Origin of the sequence: Enterococcus sp. AZ101 (assembly GCF_050499005.1) — a bacterium.
Lineage (GTDB): Bacteria > Bacillota > Bacilli > Lactobacillales > Enterococcaceae > Enterococcus_L > Enterococcus_L ureilyticus.
Map to the genome: position 1 here is coordinate 567,715 of NZ_JBMHEZ010000003.1, position 22,705 is coordinate 590,419.

Sequence of the window (22,705 nt, forward strand, 5' to 3'; positions counted from 1 at the left end):
CAATAGTTAGACCATAACCCGACCGAAGAAATTTGGTCGGGTTTTTATGCGGTCATCCGTTTGCGATATTGAACGGGACTGCAGCCGAGCCTTGTTTTGATTCGGTGATGATTATAGTAATTAATCCACTCTTTAATTGCCCTCTTCAACCTTTTAAAGCTTGTATAAATCACACCATAATAAATTTCTTGCTTTAATAGACCAAAGAAGCTTTCCATCGGTGAATTGTCAAGACAATTCCCTTTTCGGGACATGCTCTGGAATATTTTTTTCTCCGCTAAAGGCTTTCTATAACCATTCATCTGGTAAGCCCAGCCTTGGTCAGAATGGAAAGTCCGACGATAGGGGCAGTCCGCGGTTTGTTCTATGGCTTCTTTTTGAGCATCAAGAACGGCCTTTGCATTTGGTTTTTCTGATATTCGATAGGACAGAATTTCCCCGTTAAACAGATCTAGGAATGGGTCTAAATACAGCTTCTTGATGACAGGTTTTCCGTTCGTATCTTGTTCATAATACTTAAATTCAGAAGTATCAGTTGTAATCTTTTGATGAGGAACCGAGGTAACAAATCGTCTGTGAATCCGATTCTTTGCCACTCGTCCAACAGTCCCTTTGTAGGAATTGTACTTACGTGATTTGCGTGTAAACTTTACGCTCTTCAGCCCAAGCTTACGCATGATTCGACGGATTTTCTTTTGATTTACCTTTACTCCCTGTTCGTTCAGGGCGATTTGAATCCGACGATACCCATAGTTCCCATCGTTTTCTTCGAAGATTTCTTGAATGGTTTCCTCTAGCTTGGCATCTGGATTCCCACGATTCAATCGCTTTTGCCAATACATGTATGTCGCTTTAGGAAATTTTGTCGCTTCAAGAAGAATCGTTAATCGGAACTCCTTTCGGAGTTCGTGGATGATTCGTGCATCTCGTTCTTGAGTCGATCTGGGATATTCATCCCTAAAGCTCGGAGCTTTTTTACGAAGGCCAGTTCTGCACGAAGCAGTTCATTTTCTCGTTCCAGTTCTTGTTCACGCGTTAACGGCCTTTTTGGTATTTGTTTCTTCTTTTTCTTAGTCATTGAAGGCCTTCCTTTCAGTTTCGGTAAGAGACCTTCAATGCCTTCACGCAGAAATAGTTGGTGCCAATGTTGGAGTAGATTTCCAGATGGCAATCCATATTTCAATGCGACATTAAGGTAAGAGTCACCGCTAGTCAAATAATAGTGTATGACATCTTGCTTGAATTGGGAAGAATAAGTTTGTTTATTTTTACGTCGGTTTAAGGCATTAAAGTCCAATTTTTCTACAATCTTTACCCATTTTCTTACTGTTGAATCCGCTGGAATACCGTATCGGCGAGCTAGAGCCACATACCCACCTTCTCCCCTCTGATACGCTTCAACTACTGATTTTTTAAAGTCATAATCATATTTAGCCACTATAAAAAGCCCCCTAAGTTAGATTTTTGGGTCTAACTTTTGGGGGTCGGCTCAGAAACTTGTTCTGCACTCTTTTTGATTACCGTGAGCGATTGAAAGATAACCAGTATTAACTAGGCTTTAATGACAATGCAAGAGCTTGGTTTGTACGGAAATGACTAATTTTAGATAGAAATATCTATAAAAATTACTATATGCCAAAATAAATATAATTTTTCTTGTTTTTATATAAAATAAGAAAAATTTATAATTGTTTAAATTAAACCATATTAAATTATAAGAATCTAGTTTAATAGGTGCTTAAGTTAAATACTTATAATATGAGTATACAATACATAATTTGTGCATGTCAATGAGGAATAAAAAAATAACAATATATTTAATTTATATATATTATGATCGTGACAACAGAGTAAATCATACGCTTAACCTCAAAACGTTGATAAACAGCTACCTGATTATACAGCGCTACGATAAATTATATTTAATTTTCGTAGGTTATTAATAAATATAGGTGCTAAATGAATTTACTTAGTTCTATACGCCGTCAAATAGACCGTCAAAAAATCATTAAACTTTCTACTATATTACCATAAAAATTATGACTTTCTATATTCTTCCTTTTTTTAATCTTACAAAAAAATATAGACTTACAAAGAAAATTTAAAAAAAGAAAACTTAGTCTATTTGTATTTTGGAAGTAATGGGCAATTAATATTCATCTTTTTATTTTATATAAACATTTTTAATTCGTTTAATTTACTAAAATAATTATTTTTTAAAGTATTATTTTACAACTATTCAATCATTAAACCGTCATATAGCCGTCATTAATGAAGTATAAATGTCCATATAACTAAACATCTAATATGTTTTTTCTTATTTTATATAAGAATAGGAAATTCTCGTTAGCTAAGTTTTATGTATTCTGCAGTTTAAAGCATGTATTACATTTATCTATCTAGAGAATTTTATCAAACGTAAATGGTTGGAATTTACTATATATAAAAATTAAGAGGAGGATTTTCCATTATGAGGAAAAAAATAATTATATTGACTGACACACTAAGTGCAAATGGACTGTTGCAAAATAGTTTATTGAATATGGATTACGAAATAATGGTTTCAAAAGATATATTGACTCAGCCAAAAGATAAAGAGTTCTACTTTCTGCAAAATTTTGATCTCATTATTTATCAACAGTCAATGTACAGTGGCTTAAAAGAATCGTTTTTAGATAATTTAGCGTTGTTGAACAAACCAATTGTGGTTTTAACTTTTGAATCAGAACAGATTAACAAGTCTAAGTATCTCAATAATACTAATGTGAGCTTCGTTCGCTATCCAATATCGGTCACTGATTTAGCAAGTAAATTGGCTTCTATTTTTGAGGAGGTTGCGGGTCAAGCAAGTAAAAATAGTCAAGGAAGGGCAGTAGACGCTTCTATTGACAATACTCAAAATGCGTCATCTTTTTCAAATGTAGTGAAAGTAAAAAAACAATATTCTTTCCAATTGAAAGATCGTACCTTGATTATAGACAATTGGTTGATTCCATTGACTAAAAAGGAACATCAAGTATTAGAACATTTTATAGAATCAGATCAGAGAGTCTTTTCAAGTCAGTCCTTGTGTGAAGCCATTTGGACAAATGCTAAACAAAAAAATAAACAAGCGTTGTTAAGTAATTTGATTAATCGAATCAAACAAAAAATAATGGAAAAAACGTCGATTTTTGAACCCTTTATTCTAAATAAAAAAGGTATTGGCTATTACTTGAATCAAGAATTTGTGGCATTAGATGAACAAAATAATGAAAAAATAAGAGAACTGCTGGTAGGCAGTGTTTAACCCAAAAGGATTAAGTAAGAAGGGAAGCGGGAGATTTGGCTATATTTAACAAAAAAAGCAAAAAAAAAAAGAACCATGATGATGATTACGAGGAATATTACGATGAATATGACGAATACGATGAGTATGATGATTATGAGGAATATTCTGATGATGAATTTGAAGAGGAAACTTATGAGCCTCCGAAAAAAAGTCGGCCAGAAACTTCAAATAAAAGAGAGCGTTTGGACAATACTATGAGAAAACAAGAACAAGAAGCTCAACAAGAACAAGCTGCTGTAATTGAACATTTAAAAAATGAAAACCAGCAATTTCAAAAGGAAATGCAACGTCAACGAACCATGGCGGAACGATTAAAGGCGGAAGTTGAAAACAAACAGCAAGAGATTGATCAGCTAACCATGCGTTTGACAAGTTCTTCTAAGTCTAAAGAAACAATTATCGCACTTGAAGAACAAGTGAAGCAAGCAGAAAATCTAAGGATTCAATTAGATGAACAACTATTAGATGAACGAAATAAATGCATTGAGACGGAAAAACAATTGCGTCAACAAGATTTAATGAAAAATCAAATCGCAGAAGTTTTGATGGAAGCAAAAGAAAAGGCACAACAAATTATTGAACGTGCCACCATTGAAGCTGATCGAACAGTAGAAGCTGCTAGGCATGAAACCAAAAAGGCTGTTTCAGAAGCCTCAATCGAGTTGAAAATGATCAATCAGGAAGCGGCAAATTATCATACACGGATATTACGATTGCAAAGTGAAACAAGCGTACTGATGGAAGAATTGTTAAGCAAATCTAGTCGACTAGCTGATCAATCACTAGAGTAAGGGAAAGGGGAACAAGAAGTGGTTTATCAAAATATTATGGTCGATATCTATCAAGCCGCTTCTCCAGCAGTGGGCGAGCGCCTTTTTGATGATGATATGTTGCGGGATATTTATTATATTTGTGAAGAGATTTTTCAAACAAAGAATAAAAGAATCCCTTATCCTCAAAAAGAAGTTGAAGAATATTTTGAAGAATTTCACACCATAATTTCTTTTTTTAAACATGTAGAGATTACTTTAGATTTTGTCGATCTTGATTGGTCTGCTTTATTAGATGAGCTGATCCATACATTCCCTCAGATTGCGTGGATCGGCGGTTCTAAGGAAAAAGAAGACAATCGAGTGGTTTACTATATCGACTTTGTCCCGATTGCCTATAGAGAGAGCGGATTTCCTTTTATGGTCAATTTGCTACAATCTTTAAAGCAACAATTATACGATAATAAAGAAGATATAGATGTGCTGGAAGCATTTGCCTATGAGATTGAAAGACTCGTAGCAAAATTTATCAAACCTTTTAAGACCGTTAGTTCTGAATCTACAGAAAAAATAGAAGTTGTAGAATACGGTGAGGGTGATGCAACTTATTTACTGAAGTTAGAAGAATCCATTAGTAGAGAAAAATATGCAAAAGAAAGAATGCGGCTTGCAAATAAGAAACTGGAAGTTGTCATCGATCAAATGGAGCGACAAAATCTATCCAGAGCAATGAAAGAATTAAGTAAATCAACTAGTGATGAAAATGAAAATTGGGATCAAATTTTAAGAGTTGATTTGAGAGAATATTCTCAATTACTACAAAAGGCTAAATTTCTAGAGCAGTCTTGGATGATGAATAAAGAACTGGTTACAAAGTCCGAAAAAATGACGATTTCAGATAATCAACTAACTTATGAAAGAGAACAAGTAAGAAGTTTTAAGGACTCAGTTTCTACAAATGAAATTTACTTGATTTTAGATGAGTGTAAGTTAATTGAGTCAAGAGTCAAAATTAAAAAAAAATCTTGGTTCCGTCAGCCTCATGTTCGGATCATGAAAATGGATTATGACAGTATATTGAATAAAGCTGCTTATTTTGATTTGATACAAGGTGAAAATTATTTGCTTGAACAAATAGTATTGAGCGAGGAGTCTATTGTTAACGATTAAAAGAATCATTTACGAGAATCTTTATGATTTAACGTAAGGAGATGAAGAGGATTGGGAATAGTCGGCTTTTCCCATCCAATCTTACATAGTTTATTGAAGTATCGACTCTTTTTTAAACAATATTGAAAAATAAACATCATCATATAACAGGTCAATCAATGAAAATACTACCCGCCAGTAAAGTAAAAGAAGATCGGTTGACATAAATAAAAAAGAACTAATTACTTGGAAATAGTACTTCTATCTATGGTCATTTGATATATAGAACTGCTAGACTTGATTCTTTTTTAATACATAAGATTTTACTATGCAGGGAGTTTAAAATGTAATGATTAATAAACGAAAAACACTTCATTTGGTGATTTTAGTGATAGTATTTTTTATTCTATCGCTGTCATTTATGTTTATTGGAACTGAAATTGGCTTAGCTGTTTCGGTAAAACCGATTTTACCAGAAAATCAGCATGATCCAGAAGTAACTTATTATGACCTTAGAATGAATCCTGGTCAGGAACAAGCATTGCAATTAGAATTGACCAATACGTCAAATAGACAACAAAAAGTTACCATGCAAATCAATGATGCTACAACTAATGAAATTGGGGATATAGATTATTCTGACCGTTCCAAAATCGTTTCAAGAGATAAGAGTTTGGAGACTTCGCTAAAAGATATTGCAACTGTTGAATCAGAATTGACAATTCCTGCAAACAAGTCGATGACAGCAACAGTACATTTAAAGATGCCCAAACAACGGTTTGACGGAATGATTCTAGGTGGAATCAAGGTTGTTTCAGCAGAAAAATCAATTGAACCAAGAGAGGCTGTTCCCGAAGAAAAAAAAACATATATTGTCGCTGTGAAGCTAACGGAAACGGATGTTCCTGTTGTCGCAAAATTAAACTTATTAGGTGTCGTTTCAGAAACTAATTTAGGTAAAAAGGCTATAAAAGCAACTATTCAAAATGATCAAGCCATAAATGTAGAAGATATTGAATATATAGCAAAGATTTATAAAAAAAACTCAGATAAAATTATCCATCAGGCTAAAGTAACGGGTTATCGAATGGCTCCTAATTCAAGTTTTACTTTTCATATCGCTGAGGAAAAGCAAGTATTTCAAGATGGAACATATCAAATTCATCTGACGGCTAAATCTAAAGCAACGAATCAGGAGTGGGAATGGGATAAGGAATTTAAAATTACAAAGAATGAAGAAAAAAAGACAACGAATACAGCTATAGGTTCGGATAAAAGTAACCTAATGCTGTACATCACTATTTGTGTTATGACACTTAGTGCATTGCTAATATTTTTACTAGTACTGTTGATTTCAAGGAAACGCAAAGAAAAACGCTACGTAGAGGCTCTATACCAAAAAAAGAAAAAAAGAGGACGCACCAATAAAGCTAGTCAACAGGTTCAGAGACCAAGAAATAATAAACTAGTTAGTACTAGGAAAAAACGTCCTATAAGTTCTGAAAAGCCGAGAAGGCCTAAAAAAACAATCAAAATAGATTCAGACTAAAAGATCTACTGAAAAAGAGAAAAGCTAGGTGAAATCTGTTGTTATTGTTTTAGATAACAGAATTGATTATCAGAAAATTATGGATCAATGGTTTTGAATCATGAAAAAAGGATTTTTAGTATAGCGATTTTAGGAGTTGGTGGATATGAACGAAGCTGAGGAAAATACCTCAAAATTAGGAAGAAGAATAATCAAAAAATATATTCTCCATCAAAAAGTTAACCCTAAACTTTTAGGAGTCGAACTTTTGAATAAGCATTTAGATACGCCACACGAAGCATATTTATCGTGTAAATTGATTTTTAAAAAAGATATTCGCTCATTAACAGAACTTGAGCAAATAACAAAAAAAATTTATGAAACTTGGACAAAAAAGAACAACCAGTTACTTATAAAGAAAATCAATGTATACACATCGACTGCCTATATCGTATTAACGTTTACTATAGGTTTTTATGAGGAAGCTCATGTAAAACAATTAAGGGAGTTAAAAGAGTGCGCCAAAGAACTTATTGAAACATATGACAACTTAGTCAAACAGGAAAAAGAAGCGGAGTATAACAAGAAAGAAACAGAACTTTATAGCGCTTTAGAAAAATTTGGACAATTAACGAAAAAGATGGAAGCGTTAGAAGACAAACTGATAAAAAATGAATCCATCGTTATGGATTCTGGTGAGTTATTGAAAACGGAACTTACAAAGGTAAGTCAAACAATAAAAGAACAACTACACCAAGTAGACTCTAGTACAGAGAATGCCCCAAATAATGCTAAAAAGAACAAACGAGTTAAAGAAATAACCCCTAAGGTTGTAGAAGCACCTTTCAAGAAAAAAGCGGTGAAGAAAGAGAACACACAAGTACGTAAATATATGCTCGATCGTTCTAAGCAATCGTCAGAAGCTTTAGAAGTCCAGCGTTGGGTATCAACTCAACAATTAAAAAAGAGCACAAAGAGAGAAAAAACAACAAAAAAAGAAGGATTAAAAAAAGCAGTTACAAAACTTGAGATGGATGTTTTAAAATGTTTCACAGAAGGTGAAGAGGGAAGTAAGAAACACATGGTACCGAAAAAAAAGTTTTTAACTTTAAAAGCAAAAGTAGAATTTATTGATTATTTATGGATGTTGTTGGAACTAGAAGGGAAAGAAGAAATTATTATTGCGGATAAACTGAGTTGTCGGAAGCTGATTGAAGAGTTAGGTCAGTTTATGGAAAGTGTAGAAAAGGTGGCTACAGGTCCGACAATATTTAGTTATTGGGTGTATTGTTCGCAAGAGATGTTGGTCAAACTAGAAGGATATGCTGTACTAAAAGATTTTTTAAGTAACGCTTTAAAGTTTAATACAAATACAATGCTTAATGAATAATTGATCTGCAGGAAAGGGTGGTATACAAGAAACTAGAACGGTTTCAGATGTATGGGCTCTCTTTCTTTTTCAGCATAATATTATCTAAATAGTAAGTGTACAACAAAAACATGACCTTAAACTTCCAAAAATTCCTTTTTTTTCCGAAATTTTTGAAACTGAGTAAAAAAAAATATAATGCATACTTAGTTAAGAAAATTGAACGTATTGTAAAGTCTTGATTGGACTTATTTGGGAGTAAACGAGAAAAGAAATCCACTGCATCGATTTTAAATAAACAGTTTTTGGGTTTGTAAAAATAACATATAACAATTTAGAAATTTGTAAGGATTGTTGATTCTTAAAGCATTAAAAATTAAATTTTAGAAAGGATCTTTGTTATGGCAAGAAGAGGGGAAAATATTTATAAAAGAAAAGATGGGCGTTGGGAAGGCAGATACATAAAAGGCAGACAGCAAAATGGGAAAATTCATTATGGCTATATTTATGGCTATAAATATTCAGAAGTAAAGCATCAACTTATCTTAAAAAAATACGAGAAACAGACAAACCATAGTAAAAATCTGCTTCCTTATGAAGGGCAATTACTAGATTGGTCGAATTATTGGTTAGAGACATTCGTTCGTCCAACCGTAAAAAGTAGTACATACGCGAGCTATAAAAATAAAATGAACGTCCACGTATTATCAAGAATTGGATCAATTAAATTACAAAAACTAACGCAGGCGGATATTGATTCTATGCTTAAAAAGATGGATAAAACACTAAAAGCAAGCTCAATTAGATCAATCGTCTCTGTGTTGAAAAACTGTCTAAGTAAAGCAGTCTCCTTAAAATTATTAATAGAAAATCCATGCCTAGGTTTAGAGCTTCCAAAAATAAGAAGAAAAACAGTTCAAGCATTATCTATTAAAGATCAAGCAAAGTTAGTCCAAGAAATCAATACGAGCCAAAAGTTTTTTTCGATTATGCTTGCATTGCAAACTGGACTTCGAATCGGAGAGATTTGTGGGTTAAAATGGGAAGATATCGATTTTGAAAATAACACATTGGGTGTTAATCGAACAGTGCTTAGAATCCAGATAGAAGATACATCTGGAAGAAAGACGGAAATCGTAGAAGTAACGCCTAAAAGCACTAATTCTCAACGAAAAATTCCTATTAGTAAGTCTTTAAGGAAAAAATTATTGGAACTTAAAGCGATATCAAAGAGTGATTATGTCATTTCAAATAAGCATAAGGCTCTTGAGCCGCGCACGATTGCGTATCGCTTTCAAATTATTCGGAAAAAAATTGGTTTGGAAAATTTTTCTTTCCATTCTTTAAGGCATACGTTTGCTACACGGTGCTTGGAGGCTGGAGGAAACATTGCAACAATCAGTTCTCTATTAGGACATTCATCAACAAAAATGACACTAGATTGTTATACGAATTCATTTTTTTCAGAAGAACGACAGCTTGTAGAAAAATTAGAATTTGTTTAATGCTCTATGGAGATAGCTAAAATAGATACTGCTTTGTGTTTCATAATAGACAGAGCAGTATCAAAATATCAGGATTTTGTAGAAGAGTAAAAAATCGTATAAAGTAGCTGATCCAGATCAGTGATGTCCTTTTTTTCGTTGTAATTGGTCAAGATAAAAAAATACTTTCCTTGTTTTCTTAAATAGGAACAATCTACATTGCTAATGATCAAATCATAAAATTTATTGTCTACTAAAGGTTCTGCTTGTGCCAAAGCGGTCAATTCTATATATTGGATCCACCAGTCCGTAATTTTTTTTTTATAGAGTAAATCACCTTCAAGAAATATTCCGACAGAAATTTTAGGTTTGATACATTCTTCATAGAAACTTATGGCATGAGCATACTTAGTAATAAGGACAGTATCACGGGTCTCATCTACAAAAATTACTGGATAGGTTTCCTTTAAATAATCAATAAAACGATAGACAGTCATAGAATGTCTAGATTGTGCCCACTTGGTATCATTCAATTCCCAATAGTAATCAATATGACCTTTGAATATCAAGTGATGATAACCAGTAGAAGTTAGATAATAATGAAGAATTGAGCTGTGCGTATGATTTAAGCAAGTATCGGGGTAAATTTCTTTCATAAATTTTAAAAATTCTTGATTTAAGGTTCTGATAAAAAAATTACTGTATCTTTCGATCAGGTCAAGTTCCTTTAGACAATGAGCATTAGCAGGGATGATTTCTTCACCAAGCATGAAGAGCAATAGTAATATAGTTTCACTAGGAAGCATTTTAAAGGAGTAGTAGACTAAAAATAATCCTAATACTTGATCGATTCTTTTAAATAAGTGAGTCTTTCTTAAGGCCTCTATAAATCTTTTTTGACTATTGATAGCTGTCTTATTACTGAAAAAAAAATCTTGCTTGTTATAATCCTGTATTATTTTTTGTGCATTTCTTCTTTTTAATAAACTTAAGTAAATAATCAACTTTTTTCGTGCTAAAAACGAAATCGGTGTGCCTAAAATCTGTTGAATACTATTGACTGTTTCATAGATTCGAGGATCAATATTGGGAACTTTCAACTGATGTTTAGGATCCGTAACTAAGTAAAGAGAGGTGAAAAAAAAACGAATCTGTAACTCAGAACCTAACAAATATCCATTTTGGATAGATAAATCAAATTCAGCTAATAAATTGTTCAATTCATTGAGTTTTCTAAAATAGGTTGAGTAACTGATGCCAATTTTTTCACACAAACGGCTAGTATCAATGGTTCCATATAGTAATAACTCTTCCAATATTCTATACATCGGTGCATGGATAATCATTTCATTGTATAAAGTGTGGAGAGAGTAATCTGGTTTTGTTTGAAATGTAATAGTTTGTTTGTTTACTTCAATGGAAAAGCATCCATTTGATTTTTTTGCGAGGGTGGCTAATCCTTCAATCAGTTTTGAAAGAAAATAATCACCAATATTTAAATGAGCCAAAAGCTCCTTTTTTGTTGCAGTACCACCAACATTGCTCAAATAGATCAATAAGTCAATTTGATAAACTTCCACTTTTTCTAGTAAGTCAAATTTTCTCATAGTAAAACTCCTTTAAATGCCAGTATGAGGTAAAGGGAAAGTACGGCTTTACAGTGTTACATGAATAAGAAATCACAAAAAAAGCCTTTACTATCAAGGACAAACCCCTTTTCGCTCCATCTCTGTCCGCAATGACAATGACCTCATTATCCAACATAAATACGGTAAACACAATCTAAATTAAAAGGGTTTATTTTTGTTTTTTTGAGGAATAATACTATTTATTTCTTGTAGACAATTATTAAATACATAAAAAAGGTGAATCAATAAAATAGCTTTGCTTGATTGCCCAAAAAATGGTATTGTATCTTTGTATGTTTATGTCTGATTTTCTGACTATTAACGACTATTTTTAGAAGGGATATGTCTGTTATGTATGATCTTGGTGATATTGTAGAAATGAAAAAGCCCCATGCCTGTCAGGCAAATCGTTGGGAAATTATCCGAATGGGTGCTGATATTAAAATAAAATGTACCAACTGCGGTCATATCGTGATGATGACACGCCGAGACTTTGAAAAAAAGATGAAAAAAATTTTAGAAAAAAAACTAATAAAGGATAGTGAATGATCGATGGCATTAACAGCTGGAATCGTAGGTTTACCTAACGTAGGGAAATCTACCCTTTTTAACGCAATTACAAAAGCAGGAGCGGAGGCAGCAAACTATCCGTTTGCAACAATTGATCCGAATGTGGGAATGGTTGAAGTACCAGATGAGCGCTTGCTGCGTTTGACAGAGTTAGTGAAACCTAAAAAAACAGTACCAACTACTTTTGAGTTTACAGATATCGCTGGGATTGTAAAAGGTGCCAGTAAAGGTGAAGGTTTAGGAAACCAATTTTTAAGTCATATTCGACAAGTAGATGCGATTTGTCATGTGGTACGTTGTTTTGACGATGATAATATTACTCATGTTGAAGGACGTGTAGATCCCTTAGCAGATATTGACACCATTAACTTGGAATTAGTATTGGCTGACTTGGATTCGATTACAAAACGTTATACACGCGTGGCTAAAATAGCTAAAACAAAAGACAAAGATGCGGTGGCAGAACTTGCTGTCTTAGATAAACTTAAGCCTGTTTTAGAAGAAGGCTTATCAGCAAGAACGATCGAATTTACTGAGGATGAACAAAAGATCGTGAAGAGTTTATTTTTACTAACAGCGAAACCTATTTTATACGTAGCAAATGTATCCGAAGATGAGGTGGCAGATTCAGATAATAATCCGTACGTTCAGCAGGTTCGAACATTTGCAGCAAATGAGCAGGCAGAAGTGATTGTTGTTTGCGCCCGTGCAGAAGAAGAAATCGCTGAATTAGATGATGAAGATAAAGCTGACTTTTTAGAAGCCTTAGGCATTGAAGAGTCTGGTTTAGATCAATTAATTCGTGCAGCCTATGATTTGTTAGGGTTAGCAACATACTTTACTGCTGGTGAGCAAGAAGTACGTGCATGGACTTTCCGTAAAGGAATCAAAGCTCCTCAAGCGGCCGGAATCATCCATACTGATTTTGAACGCGGATTTATTCGTGCAGAGACAGTTTCATTTGATGATTTAAATACGTATGGCAACATGCAGGCAGCAAAAGAAGCAGGTAAAGTTCGTTTAGAAGGCAAAGAATATATTGTGCAAGATGGCGATGTTATGCTTTTCCGCTTTAACGTATAGTAAAAAAATTGCTAAAAACTGTTTTTCTCCCTAAAAAATATGTTAGAATACTTTTTAGGTAAAGACTGCCCCGTTGGCCACGGGCGAGGAGGACGCAAAATAATGGAATCAGAAGCACTTCGTGATATTGTTTCAGAAAATCGTGAACTTGAACAAAAATTAACAAAGAGAAATGAACAATACATCTTTGACTTAAAAAAATCGTTAGTTGCTGCTAATCTTTCAGAAGAAGCACGGACACTTGCTTTACATGAAATTCTACCTCATCTAGTAGAAGGTCAAAAAAGCGGAAAAACTGCACGTCAGCTTTTCGGAACGGTGGCTGAACGTACAGAGTCTATCTTAAGTAAGCCCGAAGAACTTCCTGAATCGACCCCAGCTTTGATGTGGCTGGACAATACGTTATTACTATTTGGAGTAATGACGATTATGTTCTCAATTATGATGATGTGGTCTAAAGGAAAATCACAACCATTGGGATTATTAACCTTGGTATTGGCCTCGATGGCAGGTGGGTATGTGTTTTATCTAATGTATAAATATGTTTACCAATATGATCGTCCTGGTGTGGATAAATCGAAGCGCCCTGGTTGGTTTAAAACGGGTGCGATCTTGGTTGGAGCGATGCTTTTATGGCTTGTTGTTTTTGCGGGTTCCGCAATGCTGCCAGCGGTCATCAATCCTATTTTAGATCCAGTTATTGTGATTATCATTGGTGGAATCTCTTTAGGTGTTCGTTACTTATTAAAGAAAAAATATAATATGCGCAGCAGTTTAGCGCGTTAAAGAATACAACCAGAAGAGTCTTGGTTTAAAACTAGTGATAGTTTTGATCAAGACTCTTTTTTCTTATTGACTAAATCAAAATACCGTTAATATAAAATAATTCAAACTAAAAGGGTTCATGTTTGAAAGAACAGCCTCATCACGCTACCATAGAAACTAGGAATGAAATTTACAATTTATTTTCATTATGAAGAGGTGGAGCAATGAAAAAATGGATCAAACAACATAGTCATTTCCTGGTTTTTCTGAGTTTTTTTATATTAAGTGTATTGTCTTTATATATTGTTTATCTCCAAAATGGTCGTATCATGATTGGTGATGATTATCATTTCCATCAAAATCGGATCGAAGGCTTGGCGGAGTCTTTAAGGCATGGCATATTGCTGCCCAAAGTTAGTTACTTTTTTATTGGAGGATATGGGTATGCATCCAGCTTGTTTTATCCAGATTTTTATCTGTATTTTCCAGCAATTTTACGTATCATGGGCTTTTCACTCGCAACTAGTTTTGTCATTTTTTCGATTGGGATCAACTTTGCTACATTTAGTTTAACCTATGTATCTGGAAGGTATATGGGATTAACGAAAGTAAAAAGTTACTTATTCTCATTATTGTATACGTTATCGATTTACCGTTTACAAGATTTTTTTAATCGCCAGGCTATTGGAGAGCTGTTGGCAATGGGCTTTTTCCCCTTAGTTCTAGCAAGTTTATATCTATTGAAAAATGGAAAAGAGAAGAAGTGGCTGTTGTTGACAGTTGCTATGACAGGAATTGGTTTAGCACATTTCATTTCATTGGAAATTGTCAGCATTTTTATAGGAATGTACATTCTTTTAAATTTGAAGCACTTTTTAAAGAAAAAAGTCATTGTTGCACTATTAAAGGCTGCCGGAGTGACTATTTTATTATTGGCTTTTTATTTAGTGCCCGTTTTTGAACAAATGAGTCATGTGACATTTCAAGTAACATCCAATCCATTGACATTGATATCAGATAGAAGCTACTCTTTGAGTGAGTTAGTGGCCAACAGCTTTAAAAATAGCGTATTTCATGCGTCTTCAGCAAATATAGGCGTTATCTTGTTGTTTGGTTTAGTCATCTACACCGGGATGCTTTTTAAGGGCAATTCACCCAGTCGTGAGTTGGTAATTCTTGCTTTGCTTTTTATGTTTATGACGACAGACCTTTTTCCTTGGAAGCTTTTCGACCATACACCGCTTAATACGATTCAGTTTCCTTGGCGCTTCTTATCAATCGTGACCTTATTGCTAGCATTTCTTATTGCAAATGATGATATCGGATTATTTAAAAAATTTCCAAGTAGTCAGATAATCGTAGTTATGGTTATTTTAATTGGAGTTGGATTGTATGAAAAAGAAAGTATTGATACTGAAGGAAATCGTATCTTATCACACCATTCATACGATCAAACAAATAGTTATTATATCGGTGCGGGACATGAATATTTACCCAAAGAAGTTGATTATACTACTATTAAAAAAAATAAAAAACGAAAAGTCGTTTATGATGCTGCTGAAATAGAAGTAACAAATGTTAAAATGACCTTTGGTTCAGTGGCTTTCGATTATCGTACAAATAATACAAAGGAAACGACTGTTACTATTCCGTTTATCTACTATTATGGCTATCAAGCTAAAATAGTGAGTGAGGGTAAAGAAAAAATAATTTCAGCATCCTTAAATAAACAAAATGGTTTAGTCGATAGTCAATTATCTAAAAAAGGGCGTGTTTCTATTTCTTATCAGACAACTTTTGCTCAAAAAGTTTCTTTAAGTATCTCTGTGTTGACTCTGCTGGCTTGTATAGTATGGAAAGTTGCGCCCATGCGTTTTACTAAGTTAAAAACAAAGGAATAACTACAGTTATCCTTTGTTTTTGATAACAAAAAAATGAGAAAATACTCATGTTTTGAGAAAAGGAAAGAAAATTTCTGTAAACGGGGAAATGTGGTTGACTTAGCTTTTATTATCTGTTATTTTCTTATATAAAATTAAATAGAGGAGTGGTCTAGAAAATGTCTAACTGGGAAACAAAATTCGCGAAAAAAGGTCTTACATTTGATGATGTGTTATTGATTCCAGCAGAAAGTCACGTATTGCCTAATGAAGTGGATATGAGTATCCAACTAGCAAAAAATATTAAGTTGAATATTCCTCTAATCAGTGCAAGTATGGATACTGTAACGGATAGTAAAATGGCCATCTCGATGGCTCGTCAAGGCGGCTTAGGCGTTATTCATAAAAATATGAGCATCGCACAACAAGCTGACGAAGTTCGCAAAGTAAAACGTTCTGAGAGTGGCGTGATTATTGACCCATTTTTCTTAACGCCAACAAATTTGGTAGCAGATGCTGAAAATCTAATGAGTAAATATCGTATTAGTGGCGTTCCGATTGTCGAAACGATGGAAAATCGTAAATTAGTTGGGATCATCACGAACCGTGATATGCGCTTTGTAACAGATTATCAAATGAAAATCGATGAAGTAATGACCAAGGACAACTTAGTAACAGCCCCAGTTGGCACTTCTCTAAAAGATGCTGAAAAGATTCTACAAAAACATAAAATCGAAAAATTACCAATCGTTGATGAAAATAATCGTTTAAGCGGTTTGATCACCATCAAAGATATTGAAAAAGTAATCGAATTTCCAAATGCGGCGAAAGATGAGCATGGTCGTTTGCTAGCGGCAGCAGCAGTTGGTGTGACAAGTGACACCTTTGAACGCGCGGAAGCTTTATTGGAAGCAGGAGTAGACGCAATCATTATTGATACAGCTCATGGGCATAGTGCAGGTGTGATTCGCAAAATCAAGGAAATTCGTGATACATTCCCAGATGCGACATTGATTGCAGGAAATATCGCGACAGCTGAAGGAGCTAAAGCACTTTATGATGTAGGTGTGGATGTTGTTAAAGTTGGGATCGGACCTGGTTCTATTTGTACGACTCGTGTTGTAGCAGGTGTTGGTGTTCCTCAACTGACTGCGATTTATGACGCTGCTTCTGTCGCACGTAAATATGGAAAAGCAATTATTGCTGATGGCGGGATCAAGTATTCAGGTGATATCGTAAAAGCTTTAGCTGCTGGTGGACATGCAGTTATGTTAGGAAGTATGCTGGCAGGAACAGACGAATCGCCAGGCGAATTTGAAATTTATCAAGGTCGTCGTTTCAAAACATATCGCGGAATGGGTTCACTAGGCGCAATGGAAAAAGGTTCAAGTGATCGCTATTTCCAAGGTGGCGTCAATGAAGCAAATAAATTAGTTCCTGAAGGTATTGAAGGCCGTGTTGCCTATAAAGGTAGCGTATCAGATATTGTTTTCCAACTGATTGGTGGGCTAAAATCTGGGATGGGCTATGTTGGTGCGGCAGATTTATCACAATTGCGTGAAGAAGCACAATTTATTCAAATGAGCGGGAATGGATTAAAAGAATCTCATCCTCATGATGTACAAATTACTAAAGAAGCACCTAATTACTCTGTAGAACAGTAAGAAAATGAAAGAACCTCCTACGCCAAAGAATTCTGGTATAGGAGGTTTTTTTATTATTGGACTGGTCGCTCGTCTTTTGAACCATAATACATGTGCAAAGGTTTGGCCTTTTTTCCTAACAATTCTTTGGAAGGTAGAATCTCATAGCCATCATTGCGTAAGTGGTCGATTACGGTTGATACAGCATCCACAGTTTCTGGATGAATATCATGCATCAAGATGATCGTATCATTGTAGGCCGTTTCATCGATCCGTTTAATGATTGCCTCAGCATTATGACTTTGCCAATCTTGCGAGTCTACAGACCATTGAATGATCGGCTTACCAATTATAGTAGCTACTTCTTTATTGACTGCTCCATATGGCGGTCTAAAGTCAGTTGGCAATTTTCCGATAGCGTGATAAATGGCTTTATCTGTATTTTGAACTTCTTCTGTCACTCTTTGAGCATCAACACTAGTTAATTGCGGATGTGAATAGGAATGACTAGCTACTTCGTGGCCTTCTTCTGCTACCCGTTTTACTAGTGCTTCATGTTTGACAACATTTTGCCCTAACATAAAGAAGGTAGCTGTAACGCCTTTTTCTTTTAGGATATCTAAAAGTCTAGGTGTCGTGTCAGGATTGGGGCCATCATCAAAAGTGAGTGAAATGTACTTTTTGTTTGGATCCAAAGGCTCTGGTACTACACCCTTAATAGAAGCTGTATCGATAAATTGAGGATCTACATAGCCAGCAATCTCTTTATAAGGCAATGTGATTTCTGTTTTGCCAGATGAATTTTCTGCTAGAGTAAGACTGATTTTATCAGAGTAATAGGTGAAGGCCGTTTCAGCTAAAGAAATGCTTGGCATATTGAGAATGCCATCAATAATAGCATTACCGTCAGGGCTTTCTGACAGTAATTTTTGCTCGATGACCTGTTGAACAGCTAAGGCATTTGCTTCACTCATAAAAATATCCTGCAGTGTCAATGGTTGTTTTGTTTTTTGATTGACGAATGCGGGCTGTTTTCCCAGCTCAGTTTTCTCAGACCACTCGTTTTTTTCTTGATTCCATGTATAGGTATCAAGAATTGGTTGGTACCCAACCAATTGTTCATTTACTTTTATCCTCTTTATATGACCAACAAGTTTGATAGGTGTTTCTTTTGAACTCTCTTTGTGAGCTGCCTCTATCAAAGTTGTTAATTCTGAATTGATTTTTGGTAGTTGAGGAATAGCCTCAGTTGTAAGAGGTTCGTAAATCAGTGTTTGAATATTTTTATCTGTTTTTTCTTGCTCAGTACTTTCAAGTTCATCATGTTTTTGAGAGGTTCTGATCTTTTCCAGTAATGCATGTTCTTTGTGTTCGTATTGACTAATATCCTCAGCCTGACTTTCTTGTTTTGGATTATGTTGTATAGCATAAGTTGCGTAAACACCACCACAGATTAAAATGAGTGAAAGTCCAGCAATTGATGTCAGAACTATTTTTTTTGTAATATTATGTTTATTCTTTTCACGCCGACTGTTTCGAGTAATTCGTGAGTGATTTTTTTTATGCATAATGTTTGATCCTTCTAATTATAAATTTGACTGTTTTTAGTAATCCAAATGTATCATTATTGATTTATAGTTTCAACAGCCAATGAGTTAAATTAGTGATTCTTTTTTATTTATTTAATTAATTTCAAATTACCCATATAAGGCACTAAAACTTCTGGAATCGTTACAGTACCATCTTCGTTTTGGTAGTTCTCTAAAATAGCAGCGACAGTCCGACCAACAGCTAAACCAGAACCATTCAAGGTATGCGCATATTGAACCTTATCGTGTTCATCGCGGTAGCGGATCATGGCACGACGTGCTTGAAAATCTTCGCAGTTTGAACAAGAGCTGATTTCACGATAGGCATTTTGAGCTGGAATCCACACTTCTAAGTCGTAAGTTTTAGCAGCAGAGAAGCCCATATCGCCAGTAGCAAGTGACATAACACGATACGGTAGATTTAATTTTTGTAAAATATCTTCCGCATTAGCAGTCATTTTTTCTAATTCTTCATAAGAATGTTCTGCATCACTGAATTTCACCATTTCTACTTTGTTAAACTGATGTAGACGAATCAGACCTCTAGTATCACGGCCAGCACTGCCAGCTTCAGAACGGAAAGATGGGCTTAGTGCTGTAAAATAGATTGGTAAATCTTTCCCATCTAAAATTTCATTATTGTAATAGTTGGTTAGAGGAACCTCCGCGGTTGGAATCAAGGTCATATCTGTTCCTTCTAGTTGGAAAACATCTTCTTTGAATTTAGGGAATTGCCCAGTTCCAAACATAGAATTGCTATTTACGATATACGGCGTCATCATTTCAGTATAGCCATGATCATAGACATGCATGTCCAGCATAAAGTTATATAATGCGCGCTCTAATCTAGCACCTAAACCTTTATAGTACACAAAACGGCTACCTGAAACTTTTGCTCCTCGCTCAAAATCAAGAATGTCCAAATTTTCTGCTACATCCCAATGGGGTTTAGGTTCAAAGGCAAAATTTCTAGGCTCACTCCAGCGACGGACTTCAACATTATCGTTTTCATCTGCTCCGACAGGCACTGAGTCATGTGGAAGATTGGGTAAGGTGGTAGAAATTTCTAGAAGTTTAGCATCGATTTCTTCGATTTCAGTATCTAGCGCCTTAATATTGCCGCCAACTTCTTTCATTTCAGTAATTTTTGCTGTAGCATCTTCTTTGTTTCGTTTTAGTTGTGCGATCTCTGCAGAGACATCATTACGGTATTTTTTTAATTCTTCTGATTTTACTAATAAGTTACGACGACTTTCATCTAATCGTAAGAATTCTACTAATATCTCTTCTTTTACACCACGGGTTTTCAACTTTGTTTGCACGTCATCAAAATTTTGACGAATCATTTTTACATCTAACATAATAACTCCTCCTTAATGTATAGGTAACAATATTTTACTGTGCTACATTTTGTGCTTTTAACCTCAAATGAAAAATTGGAAGCAATCTTTCGTTCAGCCACCATATACCAATCACTATAAGCTCATGGAAGTGTAACGAGTGGTTCATCATTAGTTGAAAAAATAGGATGTAGCACTTTTCATCACAGGCACATCTGGTTTTTCTGAGGAGGACATTCGCTTAGCTGGTTAGAATTGCAGTAAAATAAAAAGCCACTCCATCCCCAGAAAAAAATCTTGGGACGAAATGACTTGAATTTCGCGGTACCACCCAAGTTCAGCTGTACGCTGCCCTTGTTATGCAGGTAACGGCTGCAGGCCGGTTTGACTTATTTCATCAAACGCATAGTAATAGAGACGGACTTCTTTATAGTAGAATATTTGCTTTCACCACCGCAAACTCTCTTTGATTCAAGACTACAAATACTTTTTCTCTTTGCTTGTCACTAGGATACAAAACTTTCTTTTGAATGTCAACCTCAATTAATCAGTTTCGTTGTAGAGGTAAGTGGATGATGAAAGATGTCCAATGGTCATCAGAAGTAGCATAGATGTAACCGCCATGTAAGGCTATAATACTTTGGGCGATAGCCAAACCTAAACCTGTTCCGCCGGTTTCCTGTGAACGAGATTCTTCTACGCGATAAAAACGATCGAATAATTGATCTAAAGATTTTTTCGGAATCGGAGGACCATCATTTCTAACCGCTACCACCACTTCAGTGCCCACTTTCTCTACATCAATGACAATATTTTTCCCGCCTTTCCCATACTTAAGTGCGTTTGATAAAAGGTTATTGAAGACCCGTACTAGTTTTTCAGTGTCACCATCCATTTTTATGGAGGCCGGATTAGCATTCACTTGAATTGTCATAGCATTTTTGCTTGCTTCCAATTCGAAATCAGCAGCAAGTTGCTCAATCAATTGTGCCATATCAAAACTAATTGTATTAATAGGAACAGAAGGCTGACGAACCTTTGTATACTCAAATAAATCGTCAACGAGTAGTTTCATTTGTTTTGCTTTCACATAAGCTGTATGGGTATACTTCAGCAGATCTGCTTCATTATGAAACTGCCGATCTTCAATCAATCCTAAATAACCTATAATAGAAGTTAACGGTGTTCGTATATCATGACTTACATTTGTGATCAATTCATCTTTTGATTTTTCTATTTTCCGTTCGTCTTCAATTGCGGCAACAGTACTGTCTACCAGACCATTAATACTGGTTACGACTTTTGCTAAATCACCGCTTAACTCAAAAGGAATACGATGATCATAGTTACCATCGGCAATGTAATGAAGTTCACTAATAATATGACGCAACTGCATTTGACGGTAACGGCGAATCAAGCGCCAATACAAGACACCGACATCAACAATAAAAAAGATAGGGATCACAAATTTACTTAAGCTCCAAAATAAGTCTGTGTTTAGTTCTTGGGCAAAGGCGCCTTTTGTTGCCCAGATGATTCCTTGTAATGTCTGACTGCCGCTAAGAATAACTGTGATTGAGACATTTAATAGAAGTAACAGGATAATCGTGACAATTCCTTCAGCAAGTAATTCACTAATTTCCTTTGATGTTAAGGTAATTCGTTTTTGCTTTTCAATTTTCTTTTGTCTAACGAGCATCGATCTTATATCCAACTCCCCAAACTGTTTGAATGACTTTTTCTCCACCAGTTGCTTCTTCTATCTTATCCCGCAAATGACTTACATGAACCATTACTGTTTTTGCAGAAACAATACTTTCTTGTTGCCAGACGCGTTCAAAAATTTCATCAGCACTAAAAACACGATTCGGATGGCTAGCCAGTAGATACAAAATACCAAATTCTAAGGCGGTTAGCTGAATCTCCTTTCCATCAACGGTTTTTACTTCATGGGAATCCTTGTTGATGATCAATGAACCAGTTTCAAGAATATCAGGTTCATCCGCTTTAAGTTGCATTTGGCTACGTCTCAAAATAGATTTAACACGTGCCATGACTTCTAATGGATTAAAAGGTTTTGTAACGTAATCATCTGCTCCGGCTACAAGTCCCTTGATTTTATCCATATCAGTTGTTTTGGCGGTTAACATGATGATCGGGATCTGTGACTCTTTTCGTAATTCTTTCACAACTTGCATCCCATCCATGATCGGCATCATGATATCCAAAATAAGAAGGTCGATATCTGCTATTGTCCGAATCTTAGACAAAGCTTCTTTTCCATCATAAGCTTTTACTACTTCATAGCCTTCGTTGTGTATATAAATACTCAGCAGTTCTACAATTTCTTTGTCATCATCAGCAACTAAAATTTTCATATCATTCATTTCCCCCATTATATAGTAGAATTCTTCTCCTTCATTCTAACAAAAAACTGAGAAAATTGACAAAAACAAAGCGAAGTTATGGGAAATTTAGAATCTGTTACTAAAAATTAAGAAATAACATAAAAAAATAGGTTTTTCTGCTTAAAAACGAACAATAAAGAACAAAAGTAATAGAATAATCGGTAACGG

General features: G+C 34.8%; 17 protein-coding genes and 1 other annotated feature. Of the genes, 11 read left to right on the forward strand and 6 right to left on the reverse strand.

Annotated features, from left to right (window positions below; genetic code table 11):
- Positions 1–44 precede the first annotated feature (44 nt).
- Positions 45–1,438 (reverse strand): IS3 family transposase gene (locus IGJ50_RS16625; RefSeq protein WP_429949949.1). Its coding sequence is split into 2 segments (ribosomal slippage): positions 45–898 and positions 898–1,438, totalling 1,395 coding nucleotides; the frame shifts between segments, so codons are not numbered across the junction.
- A gap of 1,032 nt (positions 1,439–2,470) precedes the next feature.
- Here IGJ50_RS16625 and IGJ50_RS16630 point away from each other — a divergent pair.
- From IGJ50_RS16630 to IGJ50_RS16655, 6 genes are all read left to right on the forward strand, one after another.
- Positions 2,471–3,289 (forward strand): helix-turn-helix domain-containing protein, encoded by an 819-nt coding sequence (locus IGJ50_RS16630; RefSeq protein WP_069640160.1) that lies wholly within the window; start codon positions 2,471–2,473, stop codon positions 3,287–3,289.
- A 35-nt stretch (positions 3,290–3,324) separates the two neighbouring features.
- Positions 3,325–4,122 carry a hypothetical protein gene (locus tag IGJ50_RS16635; protein ID WP_207121832.1) on the forward strand — a complete coding sequence of 266 codons (798 nt, stop codon included), beginning with the start codon at positions 3,325–3,327 and terminating at the stop codon, positions 4,120–4,122.
- 18 nt (positions 4,123–4,140) lie between these two features.
- Positions 4,141–5,271, forward strand: coding sequence for a hypothetical protein (locus IGJ50_RS16640; protein WP_069640162.1), 1,131 nt, complete (start codon positions 4,141–4,143; stop codon positions 5,269–5,271).
- 328 nt (positions 5,272–5,599) lie between these two features.
- Entirely contained in the window at positions 5,600–6,799 is a 1,200-nt protein-coding gene (locus tag IGJ50_RS16645) for a DUF916 and DUF3324 domain-containing protein (protein WP_069640163.1), read from the forward strand.
- 145 nt (positions 6,800–6,944) lie between these two features.
- The gene (locus IGJ50_RS16650; protein WP_429951538.1) at positions 6,945–8,168 is read left to right on the forward strand and encodes a hypothetical protein; all 1,224 of its coding nucleotides are present in this window, start codon (positions 6,945–6,947) and stop codon (positions 8,166–8,168) included.
- A gap of 380 nt (positions 8,169–8,548) precedes the next feature.
- The gene (locus IGJ50_RS16655) at positions 8,549–9,652 is read left to right on the forward strand and encodes a tyrosine-type recombinase/integrase (protein WP_069640165.1); all 1,104 of its coding nucleotides are present in this window, start codon (positions 8,549–8,551) and stop codon (positions 9,650–9,652) included.
- A gap of 68 nt (positions 9,653–9,720) precedes the next feature.
- Here IGJ50_RS16655 and IGJ50_RS16660 read toward each other — a convergent pair whose 3' ends face one another.
- Positions 9,721–11,238 (reverse strand): helix-turn-helix domain-containing protein, encoded by a 1,518-nt coding sequence (locus IGJ50_RS16660; protein WP_069640166.1) that lies wholly within the window; start codon positions 11,236–11,238, stop codon positions 9,721–9,723.
- A gap of 372 nt (positions 11,239–11,610) precedes the next feature.
- Between IGJ50_RS16660 and IGJ50_RS16665 the strand changes: the two genes are divergently transcribed.
- The 5 genes from IGJ50_RS16665 to guaB all read left to right on the forward strand — a co-directional run bounded on the left by IGJ50_RS16665 (position 11,611) and on the right by guaB (position 17,221).
- On the forward strand, positions 11,611–11,808 hold the full coding sequence (locus IGJ50_RS16665; protein WP_025870734.1) for a DUF951 domain-containing protein: 198 nt from the start codon (positions 11,611–11,613) through the stop codon (positions 11,806–11,808).
- A gap of 3 nt (positions 11,809–11,811) precedes the next feature.
- Positions 11,812–12,912 (forward strand): redox-regulated ATPase YchF, encoded by a 1,101-nt coding sequence (gene ychF / locus IGJ50_RS16670; protein WP_069640167.1) that lies wholly within the window; start codon positions 11,812–11,814, stop codon positions 12,910–12,912.
- 102 nt (positions 12,913–13,014) lie between these two features.
- Entirely contained in the window at positions 13,015–13,698 is a 684-nt protein-coding gene (locus tag IGJ50_RS16675; protein WP_207121828.1) for a DUF1129 domain-containing protein, read from the forward strand.
- Between the two features lie 203 nt (positions 13,699–13,901).
- The gene (locus tag IGJ50_RS16680; protein WP_429951542.1) at positions 13,902–15,578 is read left to right on the forward strand and encodes a 6-pyruvoyl-tetrahydropterin synthase-related protein; all 1,677 of its coding nucleotides are present in this window, start codon (positions 13,902–13,904) and stop codon (positions 15,576–15,578) included.
- 158 nt (positions 15,579–15,736) lie between these two features.
- Positions 15,737–17,221, forward strand: coding sequence for an IMP dehydrogenase (gene guaB / locus IGJ50_RS16685; RefSeq protein WP_207121827.1), 1,485 nt, complete (start codon positions 15,737–15,739; stop codon positions 17,219–17,221).
- 53 nt (positions 17,222–17,274) lie between these two features.
- On the opposite strand, the gene IGJ50_RS16690 is transcribed toward guaB, so the two are convergent.
- The 4 genes from IGJ50_RS16690 to IGJ50_RS16705 form a co-directional block, all read right to left on the reverse strand.
- A complete protein-coding gene (locus tag IGJ50_RS16690) occupies positions 17,275–18,768 on the reverse strand; it encodes a polysaccharide deacetylase family protein (RefSeq protein ID WP_429951545.1) in 1,494 nt (497 codons plus the stop codon).
- A 110-nt stretch (positions 18,769–18,878) separates the two neighbouring features.
- Complete coding sequence (gene serS, locus IGJ50_RS16695) at positions 18,879–20,150, reverse strand: serine--tRNA ligase (RefSeq protein ID WP_069640172.1); 1,272 nt, start codon at positions 20,148–20,150, stop codon at positions 18,879–18,881.
- Positions 20,151–20,424: 274 nt separating this feature from the next.
- Positions 20,425–20,633: a binding site (T-box leader), on the reverse strand.
- A 43-nt stretch (positions 20,634–20,676) separates the two neighbouring features.
- The gene (locus tag IGJ50_RS16700) at positions 20,677–21,828 is read right to left on the reverse strand and encodes a sensor histidine kinase (protein ID WP_069640173.1); all 1,152 of its coding nucleotides are present in this window, start codon (positions 21,826–21,828) and stop codon (positions 20,677–20,679) included.
- Entirely contained in the window at positions 21,818–22,507 is a 690-nt protein-coding gene (locus tag IGJ50_RS16705) for a response regulator transcription factor (RefSeq protein ID WP_083244363.1), read from the reverse strand. The genes IGJ50_RS16700 and IGJ50_RS16705 overlap by 11 nt, the downstream gene beginning before the upstream one ends.
- Positions 22,508–22,705 lie beyond the last annotated feature (198 nt).

Bases quoted from the DNA above. Each gene is read 5' to 3' on its own strand.
- IGJ50_RS16630 (WP_069640160.1), top strand. From the start codon at position 2,471: ATGAGGAAAAAAATAATTATATTGACTGACACACTAAGTGCAAATGGA.
- IGJ50_RS16645 (WP_069640163.1), top strand. From the start codon at position 5,600: ATGATTAATAAACGAAAAACACTTCATTTGGTGATTTTAGTGATAGTA.
- IGJ50_RS16650 (WP_429951538.1), top strand. From the start codon at position 6,945: ATGAACGAAGCTGAGGAAAATACCTCAAAATTAGGAAGAAGAATAATC.
- IGJ50_RS16655 (WP_069640165.1), top strand. From the start codon at position 8,549: ATGGCAAGAAGAGGGGAAAATATTTATAAAAGAAAAGATGGGCGTTGG.
- IGJ50_RS16660 (WP_069640166.1), bottom strand. From the start codon at position 11,238: ATGAGAAAATTTGACTTACTAGAAAAAGTGGAAGTTTATCAAATTGAC.
- IGJ50_RS16665 (WP_025870734.1), top strand. From the start codon at position 11,611: ATGTATGATCTTGGTGATATTGTAGAAATGAAAAAGCCCCATGCCTGT.
- ychF (WP_069640167.1), top strand. From the start codon at position 11,812: ATGGCATTAACAGCTGGAATCGTAGGTTTACCTAACGTAGGGAAATCT.
- IGJ50_RS16675 (WP_207121828.1), top strand. From the start codon at position 13,015: ATGGAATCAGAAGCACTTCGTGATATTGTTTCAGAAAATCGTGAACTT.
- IGJ50_RS16680 (WP_429951542.1), top strand. From the start codon at position 13,902: ATGAAAAAATGGATCAAACAACATAGTCATTTCCTGGTTTTTCTGAGT.
- guaB (WP_207121827.1), top strand. From the start codon at position 15,737: ATGTCTAACTGGGAAACAAAATTCGCGAAAAAAGGTCTTACATTTGAT.
- IGJ50_RS16690 (WP_429951545.1), bottom strand. From the start codon at position 18,768: ATGCATAAAAAAAATCACTCACGAATTACTCGAAACAGTCGGCGTGAA.
- serS (WP_069640172.1), bottom strand. From the start codon at position 20,150: ATGTTAGATGTAAAAATGATTCGTCAAAATTTTGATGACGTGCAAACA.
- IGJ50_RS16700 (WP_069640173.1), bottom strand. From the start codon at position 21,828: ATGCTCGTTAGACAAAAGAAAATTGAAAAGCAAAAACGAATTACCTTA.
- IGJ50_RS16705 (WP_083244363.1), bottom strand. From the start codon at position 22,507: ATGAAAATTTTAGTTGCTGATGATGACAAAGAAATTGTAGAACTGCTG.